Raw genomic sequence first — 14828 nt, forward strand, 5'->3', positions numbered from 1 at the left:
TTTGTAATTTCGATTATGATGCATCAAAAGGTCCTCCTCTTGGTGTATTGGGTTCGCAACCTGCATCATAACGGAGGACCTTTTTTTGTGCAAGAGGCCACTTCACCTACTAACAGGAATGCTCCTGCGGGATAAAAAGCAAAGGTGAGCCCCCACAGTGACGATTTACTTCATGACAATGCGACGAGTTGCTTCGACGCAGACAGCTGCAAAGGTTAGCTGGCAGAGGAAGAAGCAGGTATGTTGGAGAAGGGTAACCCGCTTCCCGCGGAAAGCGAAGTATATTTCAGGAGCGATTTTTTGCACCGCATATTATTCGTTCGGATTCTCGTTGACTAAAACACTTCTGTCCCAGGCTCCTTAGAAGAAAAATCAGTTTTCTTTTTTGGCATGAATCTCTGCAACTACGTTTTTGTACTTGTCTTCCGTGAATCTGTAGAAGTACATGATGATCAGACGGATAAGGGACCCGACTGCAGGAAGTAAGGCGATCACAAAGAACAGACCTTGTAACGTAGCGGGGCTTTGGGCCTGATTCGGCACATAGTTGATAATGGTTAAGATGACCCCTGTTGCACCACCTGCGATGGCCACGGATAATTTCCCCGTGAATGTCTGTCCGGAGAACGTCACAGCTTCAGAACGCTGACCGGTTCTAAGCTCGGTAAATTCAATTGTTTCAGCAAGCATCGTGGAGATCAGCGGGCCGGTTGCTGTATACAGAACCATCGTCACCGTCAGAAATGCCATAACAACCATGGTGTTTGAGTAACCAGACATGAAGAAAGCAATCCGAACAACAATGTCGATAATTAAAATCGTCATGAGAATGTGTTTCTTAAAGAAATGCTTCGTCAGTATTGGAATAAAGAAGAAACCTACACAACTGACCAATATGGAAATATTGCAGATTGCCAATGAAGGCAGGTTAACGAATGAATAGAAATTTGTCGAAAAACAGCGTGGAGTATTGAGTTTTCTGTTCTGCCTTTGTTACAATTAACTACTGTTAGAACTACGGTTTTTATTCGAAAGGAGATCCGTAATTTATGGGCGGAGCAATTAATGACAGGCAGGAACAAATGAAATATCTTCACCAGCGTATTGAGCTTCTCATGACGATGCTTGATGGCATTGACCCGGAAGAAGCGGGCGTTGAAGATATCGACCGCATTATTGAAATGCTTGATGAACTTGAAAACAAGGCAAAACAATACCGTAAGAGCTGGGACGGCCAATGATCCTTTATCTGGTCCGGCACGGACAGTCTGAAGCCAACCTGAAGGGCATCATTCAAGGGCACGCAGAGTTCCCTTTATCCGACCTGGGAAAAGAACAGGCGGCCCTTACAGGAGAGGCATTTCAAGTTGAACACCTCGACGCTATTTTCACAAGTGATTTGGGGCGGGCAAAAAAGACGGCAGAAGCGATCGCCAAGCACCACCCACTTGAGGTTCACACCTGGGACAAAGTGCGGGAAGTTGGGCTCGGTCCCCTTGAAGGAAAGACCCGGGCGGAAATGAAAGCCGCTTTTCCCGATCTTGAAACAAAATCTCTTTTGACATCGGGTATTGAAGGCTCAGAAACAGTCGAAGAAATTACTGCTCGCTGCGAATATGTTCTTGAACAACTTCGTGCAGGGTACGACAACAAGAAAGTTGTGATTGTGTCTCACGGCGGATTTATTAGTATTTTCCTTATGTATTTAATTGCCGGACCGAAGTGGCAGGAGCTGACACGTCCGTTTATGATCGGAAACACGGGGATTACAAAGGTCGAGTGGCGCTCGGATGAGCAGGTAAAGTTTCACTTTGTGAACCGGACCAATCATCTTGAGCGGGAGAAGGACCTGAAAACCACAACGGTGCTGTACTAAATGGTGCCTGTCAACACCCGGATTTTGTCGAATTCATAGGACTTTTATAGATGTTTGAATACCGGTTCCTTCCTTGGAATCCGGTATTTTTTTGTCTGAGTGACCGCAAATGTCCTTGGTATGTTCATTTTTTCCACAGCTTGGTTATGGTAAAGTGAAGGTAGACAAATCAGTGTAGGTGTGATGACGATGAAGAAGATTGCGATTATCGGCGGAGGCATGACAGGCCTCACAGCCATGTACTATTTAAATAGGAAAATGAAAGAACGTGGGACGGACACAGAGCTTGTGATGATCGAAGCGAACGATCACCTCGGCGGGAAAATACATACAGTCGAGCGTGACGGCTTTATTATGGAAACAGGGGCAGACTCCATCGTGGCCCGGCACGAAAGTGTAATGCCGCTGATTGAAGACCTGGGGTTAAAGGACGACGTTGTTTACAACTCCTCGGGTGTTTCATTCATTTACACAGACAATACGCTTTTTCCGATCCCTGTGGATACGATTTTCGGCATTCCAACGAGTGTGGAATCGTTGTATGAAAGTACCCTCGTATCTGAAGCGGGAAAAAAGGCCGCTTTAAAAGACCTTGAAACGCCAAACGAAGGGTTTACAAAGGAAAGCTCTGTGGGGGACTTCCTTACGTTCTTTTTAGGCGGAGAGCTGGTGGAAAAACAGATTGCGCCGGTGTTATCCGGAGTCTTTTCAGGAACGCTCGATAAGCTCACAGTAGGCGCAACACTGCCTTTTTTAATCGAGTATAAGGAAAAGTACGGTTCCATCATAAAAGGACTGGAAGCCCATAAAGAACAGTTTAAGGCCGGATCGAGCAGGAAGTTCCTTTCGTTTAAGGGTGGGCTTTCCACCATCATTGACCGGATGGAAGAGAAGCTCGGTGATCACAAGATCCTTAAAGGTGTCCACGTGTCCAAGATTGATAAAGAAAACGGAATGTACAGGCTGGAATTGTCAAACAGCAATGAGCTCACCGTTGACGGGGTTGTTTTAAGTACTCCTCATGACGTGACCCAGCGCCTCCTCGGAAGCCCTGAAGTGGATGTGAATTTTAACGAGTTAAAGAACTCTTCAATCAAAACCGTCTACCTCGGCTATGACATCCCGGCAGACAGACTGCCGGCTGACGGTACGGGTTTTATCGTTTCGGGTGAAAACGACATCCACTGTGATGCGTGCACATGGACGAGCAAAAAATGGGCCCACACCTCCAGGGACGGGAAACTACTTGTGAGGCTGTTTTATAAAAGCACAAACTTGTCCTACCCGGAGCTTAAAAAAATGGATGATGAGACCTTTGCCGCGTTTGCCCGTAAAGACATTGAGAAAAGCCTCGGCATTCAGGAAGCGCCGACCACAGTGGAAGTCACAAACTGGGATAACCTCATGCCGAACTATCATAAGAAGCATACGGAATCAGTAGCGGCGCTGGAAGCCAAGATGGCGTCACTGTATCCGAATGTGATCCTTGCCGGATGCTCCTATTACGGCGTCGGCATCGGGGCGTGTATTCAAAACGGGAAAGATACGGCTGAAACGGTGGCGGACCTGACACGGCAAATGGATAGGGGCGAAGATGATGGTCAGTAAAATCTATATACGACAACGCGCTTCATAATCAGGAAAAAGAATGCATACGGGAGCGGCCCGGGAAGCTTTATGACATCAAACGTATCCACGATTCGGTTTACCTCATTAAAACCGAAGATTCTATCGATATCCTGGAGAAATACCTGGCCCCGTGCTTTAAGGACGGCAACAGTTATTTACTCGCAGACATTGCCGATCAGCCGAACCGGATCAAAAACCCTGCATCTTGATGGTTGGTGCCTGTCACCACCCAGATTTTGTCGAAACCATAGGACTTTATTCGAAAAATGAATAGAGCAACTCCGAACGCCGGATCCATTTAGGGACCGGCGTTTTTCTGTGGTGCACCACCTGGCCCTTTTTTACCAGCATCTTCTAAAAAAAGCGAAACCTCTCACCCTTTTCAGCCGTAAAACAGTGAGAGCAGAGGGGGAGCCATTTTGAAAAACATGCTAACACTATTCTTCTTTTTACTTATGATCGGCTGCACCGGTTCAGAGAATTCTGAGCTTGCCTGGGGAGAAACGGCCGACCAATCATCGGTTCATGTCACACCGTTAACCTTTCAGAATGGAACCTACGATAATCAAATCGAGAAGTTCGAAGTAACCGAGTTTGGACAGGTTGCAATCATTGAGTTTGAAGCGGCAAACCGTTCGGAGACACCAGTCATCATCGATCGGGACTTTTACTATGGGAGGTTTGCGATTCTTGTGGATGATGAGGTCACAGGCAGAGAGCATCTCGCCCGAATGGACCTTGATTTGTTTCCTTTTGACGTGTTTATCGGGGAACTCCAGCTGGGTGAGAAAGTGGAGACGTCATTATTTATCTATACCGGTCCGGGTGAGATCATGAACCTGCTTTATGATGGTGAAAAAGCAGGGGAAAATCATCACGAAGTAAAGTGGTCCATTCCTCACCGGTAATGCAGATTTATTTTAAGCTGAGAGGGTATAAAGTAGGGTAGATTCGTTCATTGTACGGGAGGGATTTTCATTAAGAAAACATATCTGGTTCTCATAGGTTTCAGTCTCACTGCCGCCGCTGTGGCTGGCGGGTTTTATATCAGTACACTCACCTCCGTCCAGCAGGCGGTCCTTGATGATTTGGAGCGGGATCATGTAAGTACGATCAGCATTACTCATTATAATGACCATTACCACGTGGTTGAAGAAACCGTTATTGAAGAGGAAGAAAAGATCAATGAAGTGCTTGAGTCCCTGGGTGAAATCAGCTTAAGAAAGCCAGGAAGCACGTATGTCCATCCCCGTGAAAATGTCAATGTGCAGCTACTCCGGTCGTCTTCCGTACCTGTAGCAACACTCACGTTTTATGAGGACGGTTACCTTGAAGTTGCCGACCGTACAACCCCTTCGAGCCAGTCGACTCATATTATCAGGGGCGATTATGATATCAATCATGTCAAAGAACTGCTGGTGACGGCTGAATAAATCCAGTAAGCCGATGCCCGACGCAGGGATCAGGTTCTTTTTCGAAAGTGTGTGGTCGTAATAAATGCTGCATAATAAAGGAGAGAAATCACTTGGATTTTGAGACACTTGGCCACACCGTTCAAACCCTTAGTAAAAAAGTAAACGGGGACGTTTCCCTTCACATCCACACAGAGGAAGGGGAGATCGGATACGGCTCGGAGACTCCCCTGATCGCAGCAAGTCTGATCAAAGTGCCGTGTGTGTACGCAGCGGTGCTTAAGAGTCAGGAAGGGACATTTGAATTGGACGAAGAAACAATCGTTTCAGCGGAACAGAAAATAGGAGGAACCGGTGTGCTTTTCCATATGCCGGGGGAGGTCCGGATTACGAACCGGCAGCTCCTCTCCCTTATGATTACGGTCTCTGACAACACGGCGACCAATGTCATTATTGACCGGATTGGCATCCCTTATATTCAAAAAACGATGGTTTCTGCAGGGTGCGATTCGTCTTGGATCAAACGAAAAATCATTCACACGGACCCGAACACCCAGCCCTTAAACAACATTATGTCAGCACGGGATTTCAACCGCATTTTAATGGCAATCAATCAGGGAAAAAACCTCACTGAAGAAAACAGGGAATTTATTCTCTCAAGTCTGACCGGGCAGCAGATTAATCATAAGCTTCCGTACTTGTTCTCCGACGGACTGCCTCCAACCGTGCGTGTTGCCCATAAAACCGGAGATGACATCGGCATGGAACATAACGGAGGAATGATTTGTCTCAATGGGAAAACGGCTTATGTGACAATGATGACGGTTAAACTGGAAACAAACATTGAGGGACAGGAGTACATAAGAAAAGTAGGAAAAGCTGTGTATAATTATCTTTCCGGGTACATTTAAATAGATTGGGAGTTTCGTCTTCTCCCCTTTGGAGACTGAAATGGTAAATCTCCGGATGTTCGATAGGCTTTGAGCACGGCAAATTCCAGGAGGGAACTATGGATATTTTATTTACCATCTTCTATTTCTCCGTATTCATGCTTATTCTGTTCCTGGTCATTGAAGTTCGAAAAGGCATTAACCGCTCAAATATAGGCAGGTATTTAGAAGAAAAGCACGGGATCAAAGAAGAGGAAGAATCGTTTCTGGATAGGGATCTGGATGATGAGGAGCGCAAATAAACGTTCACACTTAGGAAGTTTCCATGAGAATCATTATTGGCGGTGCTGCAACGCTGGCATTCGTCGGTGCTCATTTTTCCGGGGAAAGCAGGTGGAGGATGATGCAGGTGAATAATGAGGATTACGTGATAGAGGACCGGACCATCAGCCCCAAAAAAGTAAAAAAATACGCCTTCCTTTGGGGCGTTGGATGCTACTTCTTCTTTTTTGTTCTCTTCTCCCTCATTTGGGGAGTTGAAGGTTCGGATTTGAAATATTATTCCCTCTGGGTGTTGCATTTATTGTGTTGATCGTTGTTCACGAGTTTCTGCACGCGGCAGGGTATGTTTATATCGGGAAAGCGTCGTGGAGGGATGTGAAGTTCGGCATAATTTGGAAGCAGTTTATGCCCTATGCTCACTGCAGGGTACCGCTTCGAATTAATCATTACCGGATGGCCGTTTTTCTTCCTGTTATTCTCGGGGTGGTTCCTCTTACATATGCTTTTTTTTACCGGCAGTCCGTTTCTTTTTCTCATCGGGGTGTTTATGACACTCGCATCCCTCGGGGACTTGATGATTGTAAAAGAAATAAGAAGGTGCTCTAAAAAGTGTTATGTAAAAGACCATCCGGAAAAAATCGGATGTAAGGTTTACGTCCCCTGGGGATAAGAAGCCCGGGATCCCGCTGAATGTTACTGCCGGTTGAATGAAAAAAGAGCTGTCAGACTGCAAGGAACAACACGATGGTTGTTACGAGCGATATCGCAGCAGGCATGCCAAAAATAAACACAACTCGGAGCAGGCCATCCACAAAGCCTTCAATGGTCTTTCCACCCAGGTAAAGAGTGAAGAGGAGAAAAACAGCAGGCACATAATAAACCTCTTCGGGGAACAAGGTAAACGGGGTGTTAATGGCTGCCAGAAGCAGGATAAAAGCGGCATAGCAAAAATAATCAAGAAGCCGGAATCCCGTGTGCCGGTCCTTTTCTTTTTTTACCCCTAAGAACTTCGCATACGGATTCATGGTCAATCCCCTCCTTACAAACCTCTTCCCATTAGTTAAGTAGAATAAAACGGTTTCTTGAAAAGAGGTAGATTAGTAGAATTGGAACGAGTAATTAAGAAAGAGAGGGGATATTATGATACGAATGTTTCTCGTGTTTGTGATAATGTCTGTTTTTTTTGGAGCAGGCATGTACTATTACTTTTTTTCTGTTCAAATCGCACTCATAACCGGCCTTTCCTTTGGCGGTATAATGGCTGTTTTTCTGGGATCAATGAATATTTTAATGCATAAAGACGTAAGAAAGGCGGACGGAAGACTTAAGCAAAGAAGAGAAATGGTTATTTCGATGCCTTATAAAGAAACATTCTCCTTATGTAAAGAGGCTTTATCTGTGATGGAAGAAACAAAGCTCACATACGTAAATGAAGAGGAAGGCGTGATTCGAGGGGAGAAAGAAACGTCGGTCTATTCATTTGGTGAGAAGCTGGAATGTAAGGCTGAAGCTTTATCGGAAATAACAACGAAGGTTTGGATAGAGAGTAAACCGTCTTATCGTTTTACTTTGATTGATTATGGGGTCAATTTAAGAAATGTTGAATCATTTGTAAAATATTTCGAATCGAAAACAGGTTAAGGATAGACCGCAGTGTTTTTTAGAGAAGCCCACTGATAACCGTGGGAAGGGAGCGATTATATAGCGCTCGGTACTTGCAGAGATAAAAGGGGGTACTACTTACGGCATTAATATTTTGAAGCTTCAAGAATCCATTTCTCAGGCCGAACGGACATTTTGTCCGAACAATACCAGAGATTACTACAGAGGTTACAACATTTAAGTCATATAAAAAAGGAGGCAGGGAATAACGGTTGTTTTTATGAAGGTGCCAAATGCACAGGACGGAATGCGGTAGTTAACCATACAGCATTCACGAAAACCGTCATTAACGAAAAGATCAGTGTCCAGATCATTGGTGACGAAAAGGTAACGAAAAAGAAGCTGTATCCAGCAATAACGATACTGGCAACCGCTAATGTCAAAATGCCTCCGATACATAACACAGTCATCACTTTTTTCATCCAGCCGATGCCGAGCGTGTATAAAGCAAGAGGGACTGTGTAAAGAACAGCAACGAAAAAGACAGCTGCCCACATACCCGGAGAGCCGTACTCGTTTGCATTGGGTCCTGTGCTGCTGAGTGGGGATAACGAAGCGGCGATCATGAAGCAGACAAAGCAGCAAGCCGAAAGCAGGGTAAGCCAGATTAGTCTTTGTTTATTCATAAGTAACGAAACTCCTTCCAAATCCTTGAATTGATTTTACTATAGCATGATCTGTAAAACTTTTACTTTTATATGAAACGCAAGGCTCTTTTAGTCGTAACCGAACTTGTATTGGATAATGAAAGTATTCGACTGACTTTGCTGTTTTTTCAGGTGATAAGAACAAACAGGAGGAAGGTTACATTTGCAGTGGAATCGCGAAGCTCGGTTTACTGCATTTGTTCTAGTAAAGGTGGTGATCAAAATGGTCTTGTGGAAAAAGGAGATGATCAGGTACACAGAAGCATTCATATTCCTGGCACTCGGACTTGTTGTCACACTCCTGGTACTGAGGGACATTTACGAAGGCTTTGAAATCATGTTTCTAGGTAACACATGGGTGACCTGGTTCGCTGTATCGTTTCTCTTGTTTGCGGTGTATTCGCTGGCTGCCAAATTTGTTTTCGTAAAAAGCAATGAATTTTACCGTAAAAGGATCAGGTCCATTTCTTTCTGGGTTGGTTTTGCCGGAGCTTTATACATAGTGACCGTACCGTTTTTCAAAGGGGAACTGCTGTTTTAACCGGTAAAAACTCCACCTGCAGTCTTAGAAAAGTTCAACCGGTGCTCCGGGGAAGCGGAAGCTGTCAGCGCATATTCTTTATGTAAGAGAGACAGTTACATGAGGAGGATACGATATGATAAGAAACAGCCGGTTGCTCAGATGGTTCGGTATAAGACAGGTGGAGGTGTGCTGCAAGAGATGGAGCGCACGTACGAAAGAAGCTCTACTCAATGAAAAAGTGAGTGAACAAAAAGCTGGAATTGAAGAGAACTATTACAATCACATTTAGCAACAGGATACCGCATACATTGTGGAAAGTTGCTGGTATTTTTTATCGCAAGAGAATGGAAAAAAGATGTTAAAATGGTCAAAGAAGAATGATCAGAGGAGGATCTGTGTGATGGAATATGGAAGCACTTTGTTTAAAGGAACAGCAAGCTACTATTCCCGCTGCCGTCCTTTGTATCCGGCCTCGCTCGTCCGTTTTGCTGTGAAGCGCTTTGGTCTTGATGGTACCGGCCGGATGCTTGATGCCGGGTGTGGTCCCGGTCAGCTTGCATGCCGGTTCTCCGATTGGTTTGAAACGATAACCGGGATCGATACAGAGGAGGAAATGATTGATGAAGCGAGCCGCCTAAGTAAAGAGAACAGAGTGGACAATGCGGAGTGGATTCACAGTGATGCGGAAACGTTTGTTAAGACCGCTCCTTCATCGTTCAGGCTTGTTATCATCGCAAAAGCCTTTCACTGGATGGACCGTCGTGCTTTGCTGGATTCGCTGTACCCGAAGGTTTCCCCGGGAGGCGGGGTGATCATCATTGATGAAGCCCCGCCCAAAAGCCGTCCTTTGTGGAAGGGGACGGTCAATGACGTGGTTGAAGAATGGTACGGCAGTAACAGGCGTGCAGGGAAGACGACGTATTCCCATCCAGAGGTGAGTCATGAAGAAGTAATCGAAGACTCGCGGTTTACCCTGGAGGTTCACGAGCTGCCTCCCTTTCAGGTCAGCTGGACCGTGGATGTTATTATCGGCTACCTGTATTCCACGTCTTATGGGAGAAAAGCATTTTTAGGAGAAAAAGTGGAAGCATTTGAAGGGCATATGAGAGAGGCCCTTATGATGATTGACCCGTCCGGTGTTTTTAAAGAAACAATCACGTTAAAACTTAAGCTGGCTATAAAAAAGGGTGGCACCGGAGGAAGGGAAGACTAGGAGGGACGATACTTGCGTAAGGAACAGGAAATGCTGGATGTGATTTTAACTGTGGCAAAAGAGGACGAACGGATCCGGGCGGTTTATATGAACGGGTCGCGTACAAATCCCAATGTGCCGAAAGATACTTTCCAGGATTACGATATTGTTTATGTGGTGACAGAGACAATGAGCTTTATCCAGGATGAAGAATGGATCTCTGTGTTTGGTGACCTGCTTATGATTCAGGAGCCGGACAAAAATGACAAGCTGCTCGGCATGGATGTGAACCTGAACCGTTCCTACTGCTATCTGATGCTGTTTAAGGACGGGAACCGGATTGATCTTCACATTCAGACAGAAGAGGTCATGAGAGAAGAGTATGGTCAGGATTCACTTACGATACCGCTTTTGGATAAAGATGCTGTTCTGCCTGCCATTCCAGAGTCGACGGACGTTGATTATCATGTGACGCGGCCTGAAAAAGCGAGATTCGATGGTGCATGCAATGAGTTCTGGTGGTGCATGCAAAACGTCGGGAAAGGGCTGTGGCGTGATGAACTTCCCTACGCGAAAGGGATGTTTGAGCAGGTGGTACGAAGGCCGCTGGATCAGATCGTTTCCTGGTGGATCAGCATGCAACAAGATTTCGTCATGTCGCCGGGGAAGATGGGAAAGTACTTTAAGACGTACCTTCCGGAGCATTATTGGGATCTGTATAAAAAGACGTATGCAGGGCCTGGTGTGGAGGAATCGTGGGAAGCGGTGTTCGCCGCATGCGAATTGTTCCGGACGCTTGCAAGAGAGGTCGCAGAGAACTTGTCCTATGAATATCCGGAGGAGGACGACCGGAATATGACCGTGTATCTGGAGCGTGTGCGGGAACTGCCCCGGGATGCGAAGGGCATATTCTGACCGGAGTGAGCGGGGACGGTGGTTTAACATAAATTTATTAGATCTTTCTTTAATCCGCAGGAGTTTATCATGAATTCTGGCAATTTATCATGAATCCGTAGAAGAATATCATGAATTTGTCCGGTTTATCATGAATCCTCTCCTCACCTCCAAGCCCGAGCCAGAAGCCCGGGCTCTTTTTTTATCCAAATCTACTCTTTTTTCCAAATTCATAAAACCATTTCCAAATAAAATTCGTTACTATTAGTAGAGGTGGTGAAAGAGGTGCCCGCTTTTATGTCGACAATACCCCGGGAGTGGCAGGGCGCCGCAGCAAAATGATGCCTACAGATGAAGAACTCATTAAAGAAATAAAAGACGGCAGTCAGGCGGCCATGGAAGTGCTCGTCAAGAAGCATTACAAAACAGTGTTTGCCTACATATACCGCAAAATTGGTGATCATCATCTTGCTTACGACCTGACCCAGGACGTGTTCGTGAAAATGATGAAAGCCCTGGACCAGTACAAGAATGACGGGAAGTTTACCCACTGGCTGTCACGAATTGCGGTGAATCACTGCCGGGATTACTTCAGAAGCCGGCCATACAAGCAGCAGAACCGGGAAAACGAGCTTAACCCGCTCATTCATGATCACAAACAAAACGTCTGGGACATGCTCAGCAAAAAAGAAGACAGCGAAAAGGTGAAGACTGCGATCAAAGAGCTCCCGGAAATGCAACGGGAAGCAATCATTCTAAAATACTATCACGAGATGAAAATTAAAGAGATCGCTACGATTACAGATTCAAAAGAAGCAACAGTGAAATCAAGACTCAAACAGGGTGTGGGGAAGTTAAAGGCATTGTTACAAGGAGGGAACCGAGATGAGGAGAGACGTGAAGGATAATGAAACGGACGGCATGTGGCATTTGGACGATAAGGAATTGAAGGAAGAGCTCGACCAGTTTCTTGTTAAGTATCCGGACGAAGAACAGATCGATGCCACCATCAGTACGCTCCGCCAGTATGTTCCCCAAAAGGGCCGTGTCCGGTCCATGGAGCGTCTGCGCGCGCTTGTAAAGCGGTCGGCAGCAGAAGTATCTCTCATCAGCCCGGCCTACTGGGTGCTGAGTGTTCTCCTTTTTGTGTTTGGGTACGCCATGACGACGGTTTCTACCGATGCACCTTTGACAATGTTTATTGTACTCGGATCTCTGCCTTTTATCATAGGTGTTTCCGAGGTTGTGAAAGGACGTGAACAAGGGATGCTGGAAATGGAGATGAGCTGCAGGCATTCCTCACATGAAGTCATACTTTCGCGGTTGTTCATTATCGGTGCTTACAATGTCCTGTTAAATGGCGTGCTGATCATCGGTTTTGTCCCAGTGAATGCCCGTGTTTCACTGTGGGAGATGATTCTCGTATCATTAACAGCGTTTACGATTTTTGCGGCTGTCTCATTAGCGGTATTATCCCGCCTGAGAGGGAGAAACGCTCCAATCACGATCATCTCGATCTGGTTTGTCACAATGGTGGCTCTTGCAAGCAACTATACCTGGATTGAGAAGTATGTTCACGGAAGTCTGTTCCTTCAGGGGGCTGTACTTGTAACAGGAGTGGGTTTGTTTTTAATGCAGGCAAAACAACTGGCAAAAAGGTTTTCTACGTTTGAGGAGGAAGAGTACATTGAATCTGACCGTTGACCGTGTCTCAAAAACATACAAAGATAAAAAAGCAGTAGATCATTTTTCAGCAGATCTTCAAGAAGGTGTGTATGCCCTCCTCGGTCCAAACGGTTCCGGGAAATCCACGCTCATGCGGATGATGACCTCGATATTAAGGCCAACCTCCGGGAGGATTCTCCTCGACGGCAGGGACATTGCGACCCTTGATGACGCTTACCGTGATGTATTGGGCTACATGCCTCAGGAATTCGGTGTGTACAAAAACTTCACCGCCGAGCGGTTTCTCCGTTATTTTGCCAGCCTGAAAGGGCTTGGGAAAAAAGAAGCTGAGGAAAAAATTGATGAACTGCTGACCCTTGTGAACCTTCAAGGTGACAGGAAACGAAAAGCCGGCCGGTTCTCAGGGGGAATGAAACGAAGGCTCGGCATTGCTCAGGCGCTCCTCAACGATCCGAAGGTGCTCATTGTTGACGAACCGACAGCGGGGCTCGACCCAAAAGAACGGATCCGCTTCCGGAACCTTCTTTCTGAAATTTCCCAGGACAGAATTGTGCTCCTTTCCACCCATATTGTGTCTGATATCGAGTCGGTTGCCAAAGAGGTACTGCTCATGAAAGAGGGAGCGCTGGTGAGACAGAGTCCGGTAGAGGTACTTCTTGAAGAAATGACCGGGAAAGTGTGGCGTACGGTTGTGGATGAAAAAGAAGCCAAGGTGATTCAGGCTCGTTATCAGGTGAGCAATATAATGCGGACGGCCGCGGGCAATACACTTCGAATCATAAGTGAAGAAAAACCCCATGTCCGTGCTGGAAATACAGAACCCACTTTGGAAGATGTGTATGTTCATTTCTTTGGTGAGGAGGCGGATGCCGGTGTATAAGCATGAATGTTTTAAAATCTTCTCAAAGCCAAGCATCTATCTCGTGTTTGCCCTCATTACAGGCCTCCTTCTGTGGGGAGAACAATCTATACCTCCGGAACCGGTCTTCGATGAGAGTCATGAGGAACTGATTGAGCGTTGGGGAGGACCGGTAACGGAAGAAATGAATGACATCGTCAGGGAAGAGATGGTCATGCAGGACAGTGGAGAGAGTCCTGACAACCTCCATCCTATTGAAGGCAACGTGCATTTTTCAATCGCAAGTGCTTGGGGAAATAAAGAAACAATGAAAGAACGAAAAGCCGATCTGCAGATGAAGAAAGAGGAGCTTACTCCTTCATCATATGCCTGGCGTGTCACTTCAAAAGAGCAGGAGATGTACGAAAAAGTAGGAGAAGCCCATGGTTTTTTCATTGTTGAAGGGTGGCGGGGGATGTTTGATTTTCTTGAACCTTTTTTCAGTGTCATACTGCTCGCTGTTCTTATTCTGGTGGGGCTTTCTCCCGTTTTCGCAGACGAGCATGGGAAAAGAATGGCTGGCTTACTTTTGGCAACGAAGCATGGAAGAAAGAAACTGGTTACTGCAAAGCTTCTGGCCGGAATCACGTATATTGCAACGATTTTTGTTTCCCTGCATGTGGTAAATACCGTTATCCATGTAGTCAAATTTGGCGGTCTGGGAGGGTGGGACGCTCCGATCCAGAGCCTGTGGCCGTCCATGTTTGCCTGGTGGAGTCCTTATGGTCAGTCCCCGTTTGCTTGGAACGTTCTTGAATTTTGGGGTGCCACTTTGACCGTTCAATTCTTCGGAAGTCTCGTTTTCGGTGTGCTGGTTCTTGTATGCTCCCAGCTTACGAGAAATGCCATGGTCGCATTTTTTATCAGTGGCTGTGTTCTGGCGGCGCCTTATGTGATCAGGCAGCTGGGGCTGGAGCACGGGATGATGGAGTACGTCACTGCATTCAGCTATATGGAACTGATACGCACAGAGCGCCTGTTTCAAACGTTTGAGGCATACAACGTGTTTGGCATTCCGGTATTGTACCATACTATTCTCATCTGTTTATCTGCATTAATTACGGTTGGGGTCACCGTTCTTCTTTACTGGAGTCACAAGCGTGAACAGGTGGCCGGGTGATCGGGTGGGCTGGGGTAAAAAAGACCGGTTAAATGGTGGAAAACACCGGATAAATTTTAAATTTCCCCGAATAAATTCTATGAAAATCTATTAATATTCCAAGCGGGAAGGTTTACT

Annotated in this window: 21 protein-coding genes; 18 read left to right on the forward strand and 3 right to left on the reverse strand. The window is 46.1% G+C overall.

The genetic code is table 11. The features are described from left to right. Positions 1-372 precede the first annotated feature (372 nt). Positions 373-918 carry an MFS transporter gene (locus JSY36_RS18305; RefSeq protein ID WP_336511535.1) on the reverse strand — a complete coding sequence of 182 codons (546 nt, stop codon included), beginning with the start codon at positions 916-918 and terminating at the stop codon, positions 373-375. 131 nt (positions 919-1049) lie between these two features. On the opposite strand from JSY36_RS18305, the gene JSY36_RS18310 reads away from it, so the two are divergent. The 9 genes from JSY36_RS18310 to JSY36_RS20950 all read left to right on the forward strand — a co-directional run bounded on the left by JSY36_RS18310 (position 1050) and on the right by JSY36_RS20950 (position 6695). Beyond that, positions 1050-1241 carry an SE1561 family protein gene (locus JSY36_RS18310; RefSeq protein ID WP_026690909.1) on the forward strand — a complete coding sequence of 64 codons (192 nt, stop codon included), beginning with the start codon at positions 1050-1052 and terminating at the stop codon, positions 1239-1241. Next, complete coding sequence (locus JSY36_RS18315) at positions 1238-1876, forward strand: histidine phosphatase family protein (RefSeq protein ID WP_205167483.1); 639 nt, start codon at positions 1238-1240, stop codon at positions 1874-1876. The genes JSY36_RS18310 and JSY36_RS18315 overlap by 4 nt, the downstream gene beginning before the upstream one ends. 189 nt (positions 1877-2065) lie before the next feature. Continuing rightward, positions 2066-3484: a protoporphyrinogen oxidase gene (hemG, locus tag JSY36_RS18320; RefSeq protein ID WP_205167484.1), complete on the forward strand. Its 1419-nt coding sequence runs from the start codon at positions 2066-2068 to the stop codon at positions 3482-3484. A 440-nt stretch (positions 3485-3924) separates the two neighbouring features. Continuing rightward, positions 3925-4413 (forward strand): hypothetical protein, encoded by a 489-nt coding sequence (locus JSY36_RS18325; RefSeq protein ID WP_205167485.1) that lies wholly within the window; start codon positions 3925-3927, stop codon positions 4411-4413. A gap of 120 nt (positions 4414-4533) precedes the next feature. Beyond that, complete coding sequence (locus tag JSY36_RS18330) at positions 4534-4938, forward strand: hypothetical protein (protein ID WP_205167486.1); 405 nt, start codon at positions 4534-4536, stop codon at positions 4936-4938. 92 nt (positions 4939-5030) lie between these two features. Continuing rightward, complete coding sequence (locus JSY36_RS18335; protein ID WP_205167487.1) at positions 5031-5828, forward strand: serine hydrolase; 798 nt, start codon at positions 5031-5033, stop codon at positions 5826-5828. Positions 5829-5926: 98 nt separating this feature from the next. Beyond that, on the forward strand, positions 5927-6109 hold the full coding sequence (locus tag JSY36_RS18340; protein ID WP_205167488.1) for a hypothetical protein: 183 nt from the start codon (positions 5927-5929) through the stop codon (positions 6107-6109). Positions 6110-6132: 23 nt separating this feature from the next. Beyond that, on the forward strand, positions 6133-6399 hold the full coding sequence (locus tag JSY36_RS18345) for a hypothetical protein (protein ID WP_205167489.1): 267 nt from the start codon (positions 6133-6135) through the stop codon (positions 6397-6399). After that, on the forward strand, positions 6393-6695 hold the full coding sequence (locus JSY36_RS20950) for a DUF3267 domain-containing protein (RefSeq protein WP_205167490.1): 303 nt from the start codon (positions 6393-6395) through the stop codon (positions 6693-6695). The genes JSY36_RS18345 and JSY36_RS20950 overlap by 7 nt, the downstream gene beginning before the upstream one ends. 116 nt (positions 6696-6811) lie before the next feature. On the opposite strand, the gene JSY36_RS18355 is transcribed toward JSY36_RS20950, so the two are convergent. Beyond that, positions 6812-7114 carry a hypothetical protein gene (locus JSY36_RS18355; protein WP_205167491.1) on the reverse strand — a complete coding sequence of 101 codons (303 nt, stop codon included), beginning with the start codon at positions 7112-7114 and terminating at the stop codon, positions 6812-6814. A 115-nt stretch (positions 7115-7229) separates the two neighbouring features. On the opposite strand from JSY36_RS18355, the gene JSY36_RS18360 reads away from it, so the two are divergent. Further along, entirely contained in the window at positions 7230-7730 is a 501-nt protein-coding gene (locus tag JSY36_RS18360) for a hypothetical protein (protein ID WP_205167492.1), read from the forward strand. 239 nt (positions 7731-7969) lie between these two features. Here the strand turns inward: JSY36_RS18360 and JSY36_RS18365 are convergent, their stop codons facing one another. Beyond that, complete coding sequence (locus tag JSY36_RS18365) at positions 7970-8377, reverse strand: DUF5391 family protein (protein ID WP_205167493.1); 408 nt, start codon at positions 8375-8377, stop codon at positions 7970-7972. A gap of 184 nt (positions 8378-8561) precedes the next feature. Between JSY36_RS18365 and JSY36_RS18370 the strand changes: the two genes are divergently transcribed. The 8 genes from JSY36_RS18370 to JSY36_RS18405 all read left to right on the forward strand — a co-directional run bounded on the left by JSY36_RS18370 (position 8562) and on the right by JSY36_RS18405 (position 14711). Further along, complete coding sequence (locus JSY36_RS18370) at positions 8562-8939, forward strand: hypothetical protein (protein ID WP_205167494.1); 378 nt, start codon at positions 8562-8564, stop codon at positions 8937-8939. 115 nt (positions 8940-9054) lie between these two features. Further along, positions 9055-9210: a hypothetical protein gene (locus tag JSY36_RS18375; RefSeq protein ID WP_205167495.1), complete on the forward strand. Its 156-nt coding sequence runs from the start codon at positions 9055-9057 to the stop codon at positions 9208-9210. A gap of 111 nt (positions 9211-9321) precedes the next feature. After that, complete coding sequence (locus tag JSY36_RS18380) at positions 9322-10134, forward strand: class I SAM-dependent methyltransferase (RefSeq protein WP_236785153.1); 813 nt, start codon at positions 9322-9324, stop codon at positions 10132-10134. Positions 10135-10146: 12 nt separating this feature from the next. Beyond that, on the forward strand, positions 10147-11028 hold the full coding sequence (locus JSY36_RS18385) for an aminoglycoside 6-adenylyltransferase (protein ID WP_205167497.1): 882 nt from the start codon (positions 10147-10149) through the stop codon (positions 11026-11028). A 317-nt stretch (positions 11029-11345) separates the two neighbouring features. Continuing rightward, positions 11346-11915 carry an RNA polymerase sigma factor gene (locus JSY36_RS18390; RefSeq protein WP_336511537.1) on the forward strand — a complete coding sequence of 190 codons (570 nt, stop codon included), beginning with the start codon at positions 11346-11348 and terminating at the stop codon, positions 11913-11915. After that, positions 11893-12711 (forward strand): hypothetical protein, encoded by an 819-nt coding sequence (locus JSY36_RS18395; RefSeq protein WP_205167498.1) that lies wholly within the window; start codon positions 11893-11895, stop codon positions 12709-12711. The genes JSY36_RS18390 and JSY36_RS18395 overlap by 23 nt, the downstream gene beginning before the upstream one ends. Then, the gene (locus JSY36_RS18400) at positions 12695-13573 is read left to right on the forward strand and encodes an ABC transporter ATP-binding protein (protein WP_205167499.1); all 879 of its coding nucleotides are present in this window, start codon (positions 12695-12697) and stop codon (positions 13571-13573) included. Before JSY36_RS18395 ends, JSY36_RS18400 begins: the two co-directional genes overlap by 17 nt. Next, positions 13566-14711, forward strand: a complete 1146-nt coding sequence (locus JSY36_RS18405) for an ABC transporter permease subunit (protein ID WP_205167500.1) — start codon at positions 13566-13568, stop codon at positions 14709-14711. Before JSY36_RS18400 ends, JSY36_RS18405 begins: the two co-directional genes overlap by 8 nt. Positions 14712-14828 lie beyond the last annotated feature (117 nt).

The sequence above is a fragment of the Alteribacter salitolerans genome (assembly GCF_016901055.1).
In the GTDB taxonomy this organism is placed as follows: domain Bacteria; phylum Bacillota; class Bacilli; order Bacillales; family Salisediminibacteriaceae; genus Alteribacter; species Alteribacter keqinensis.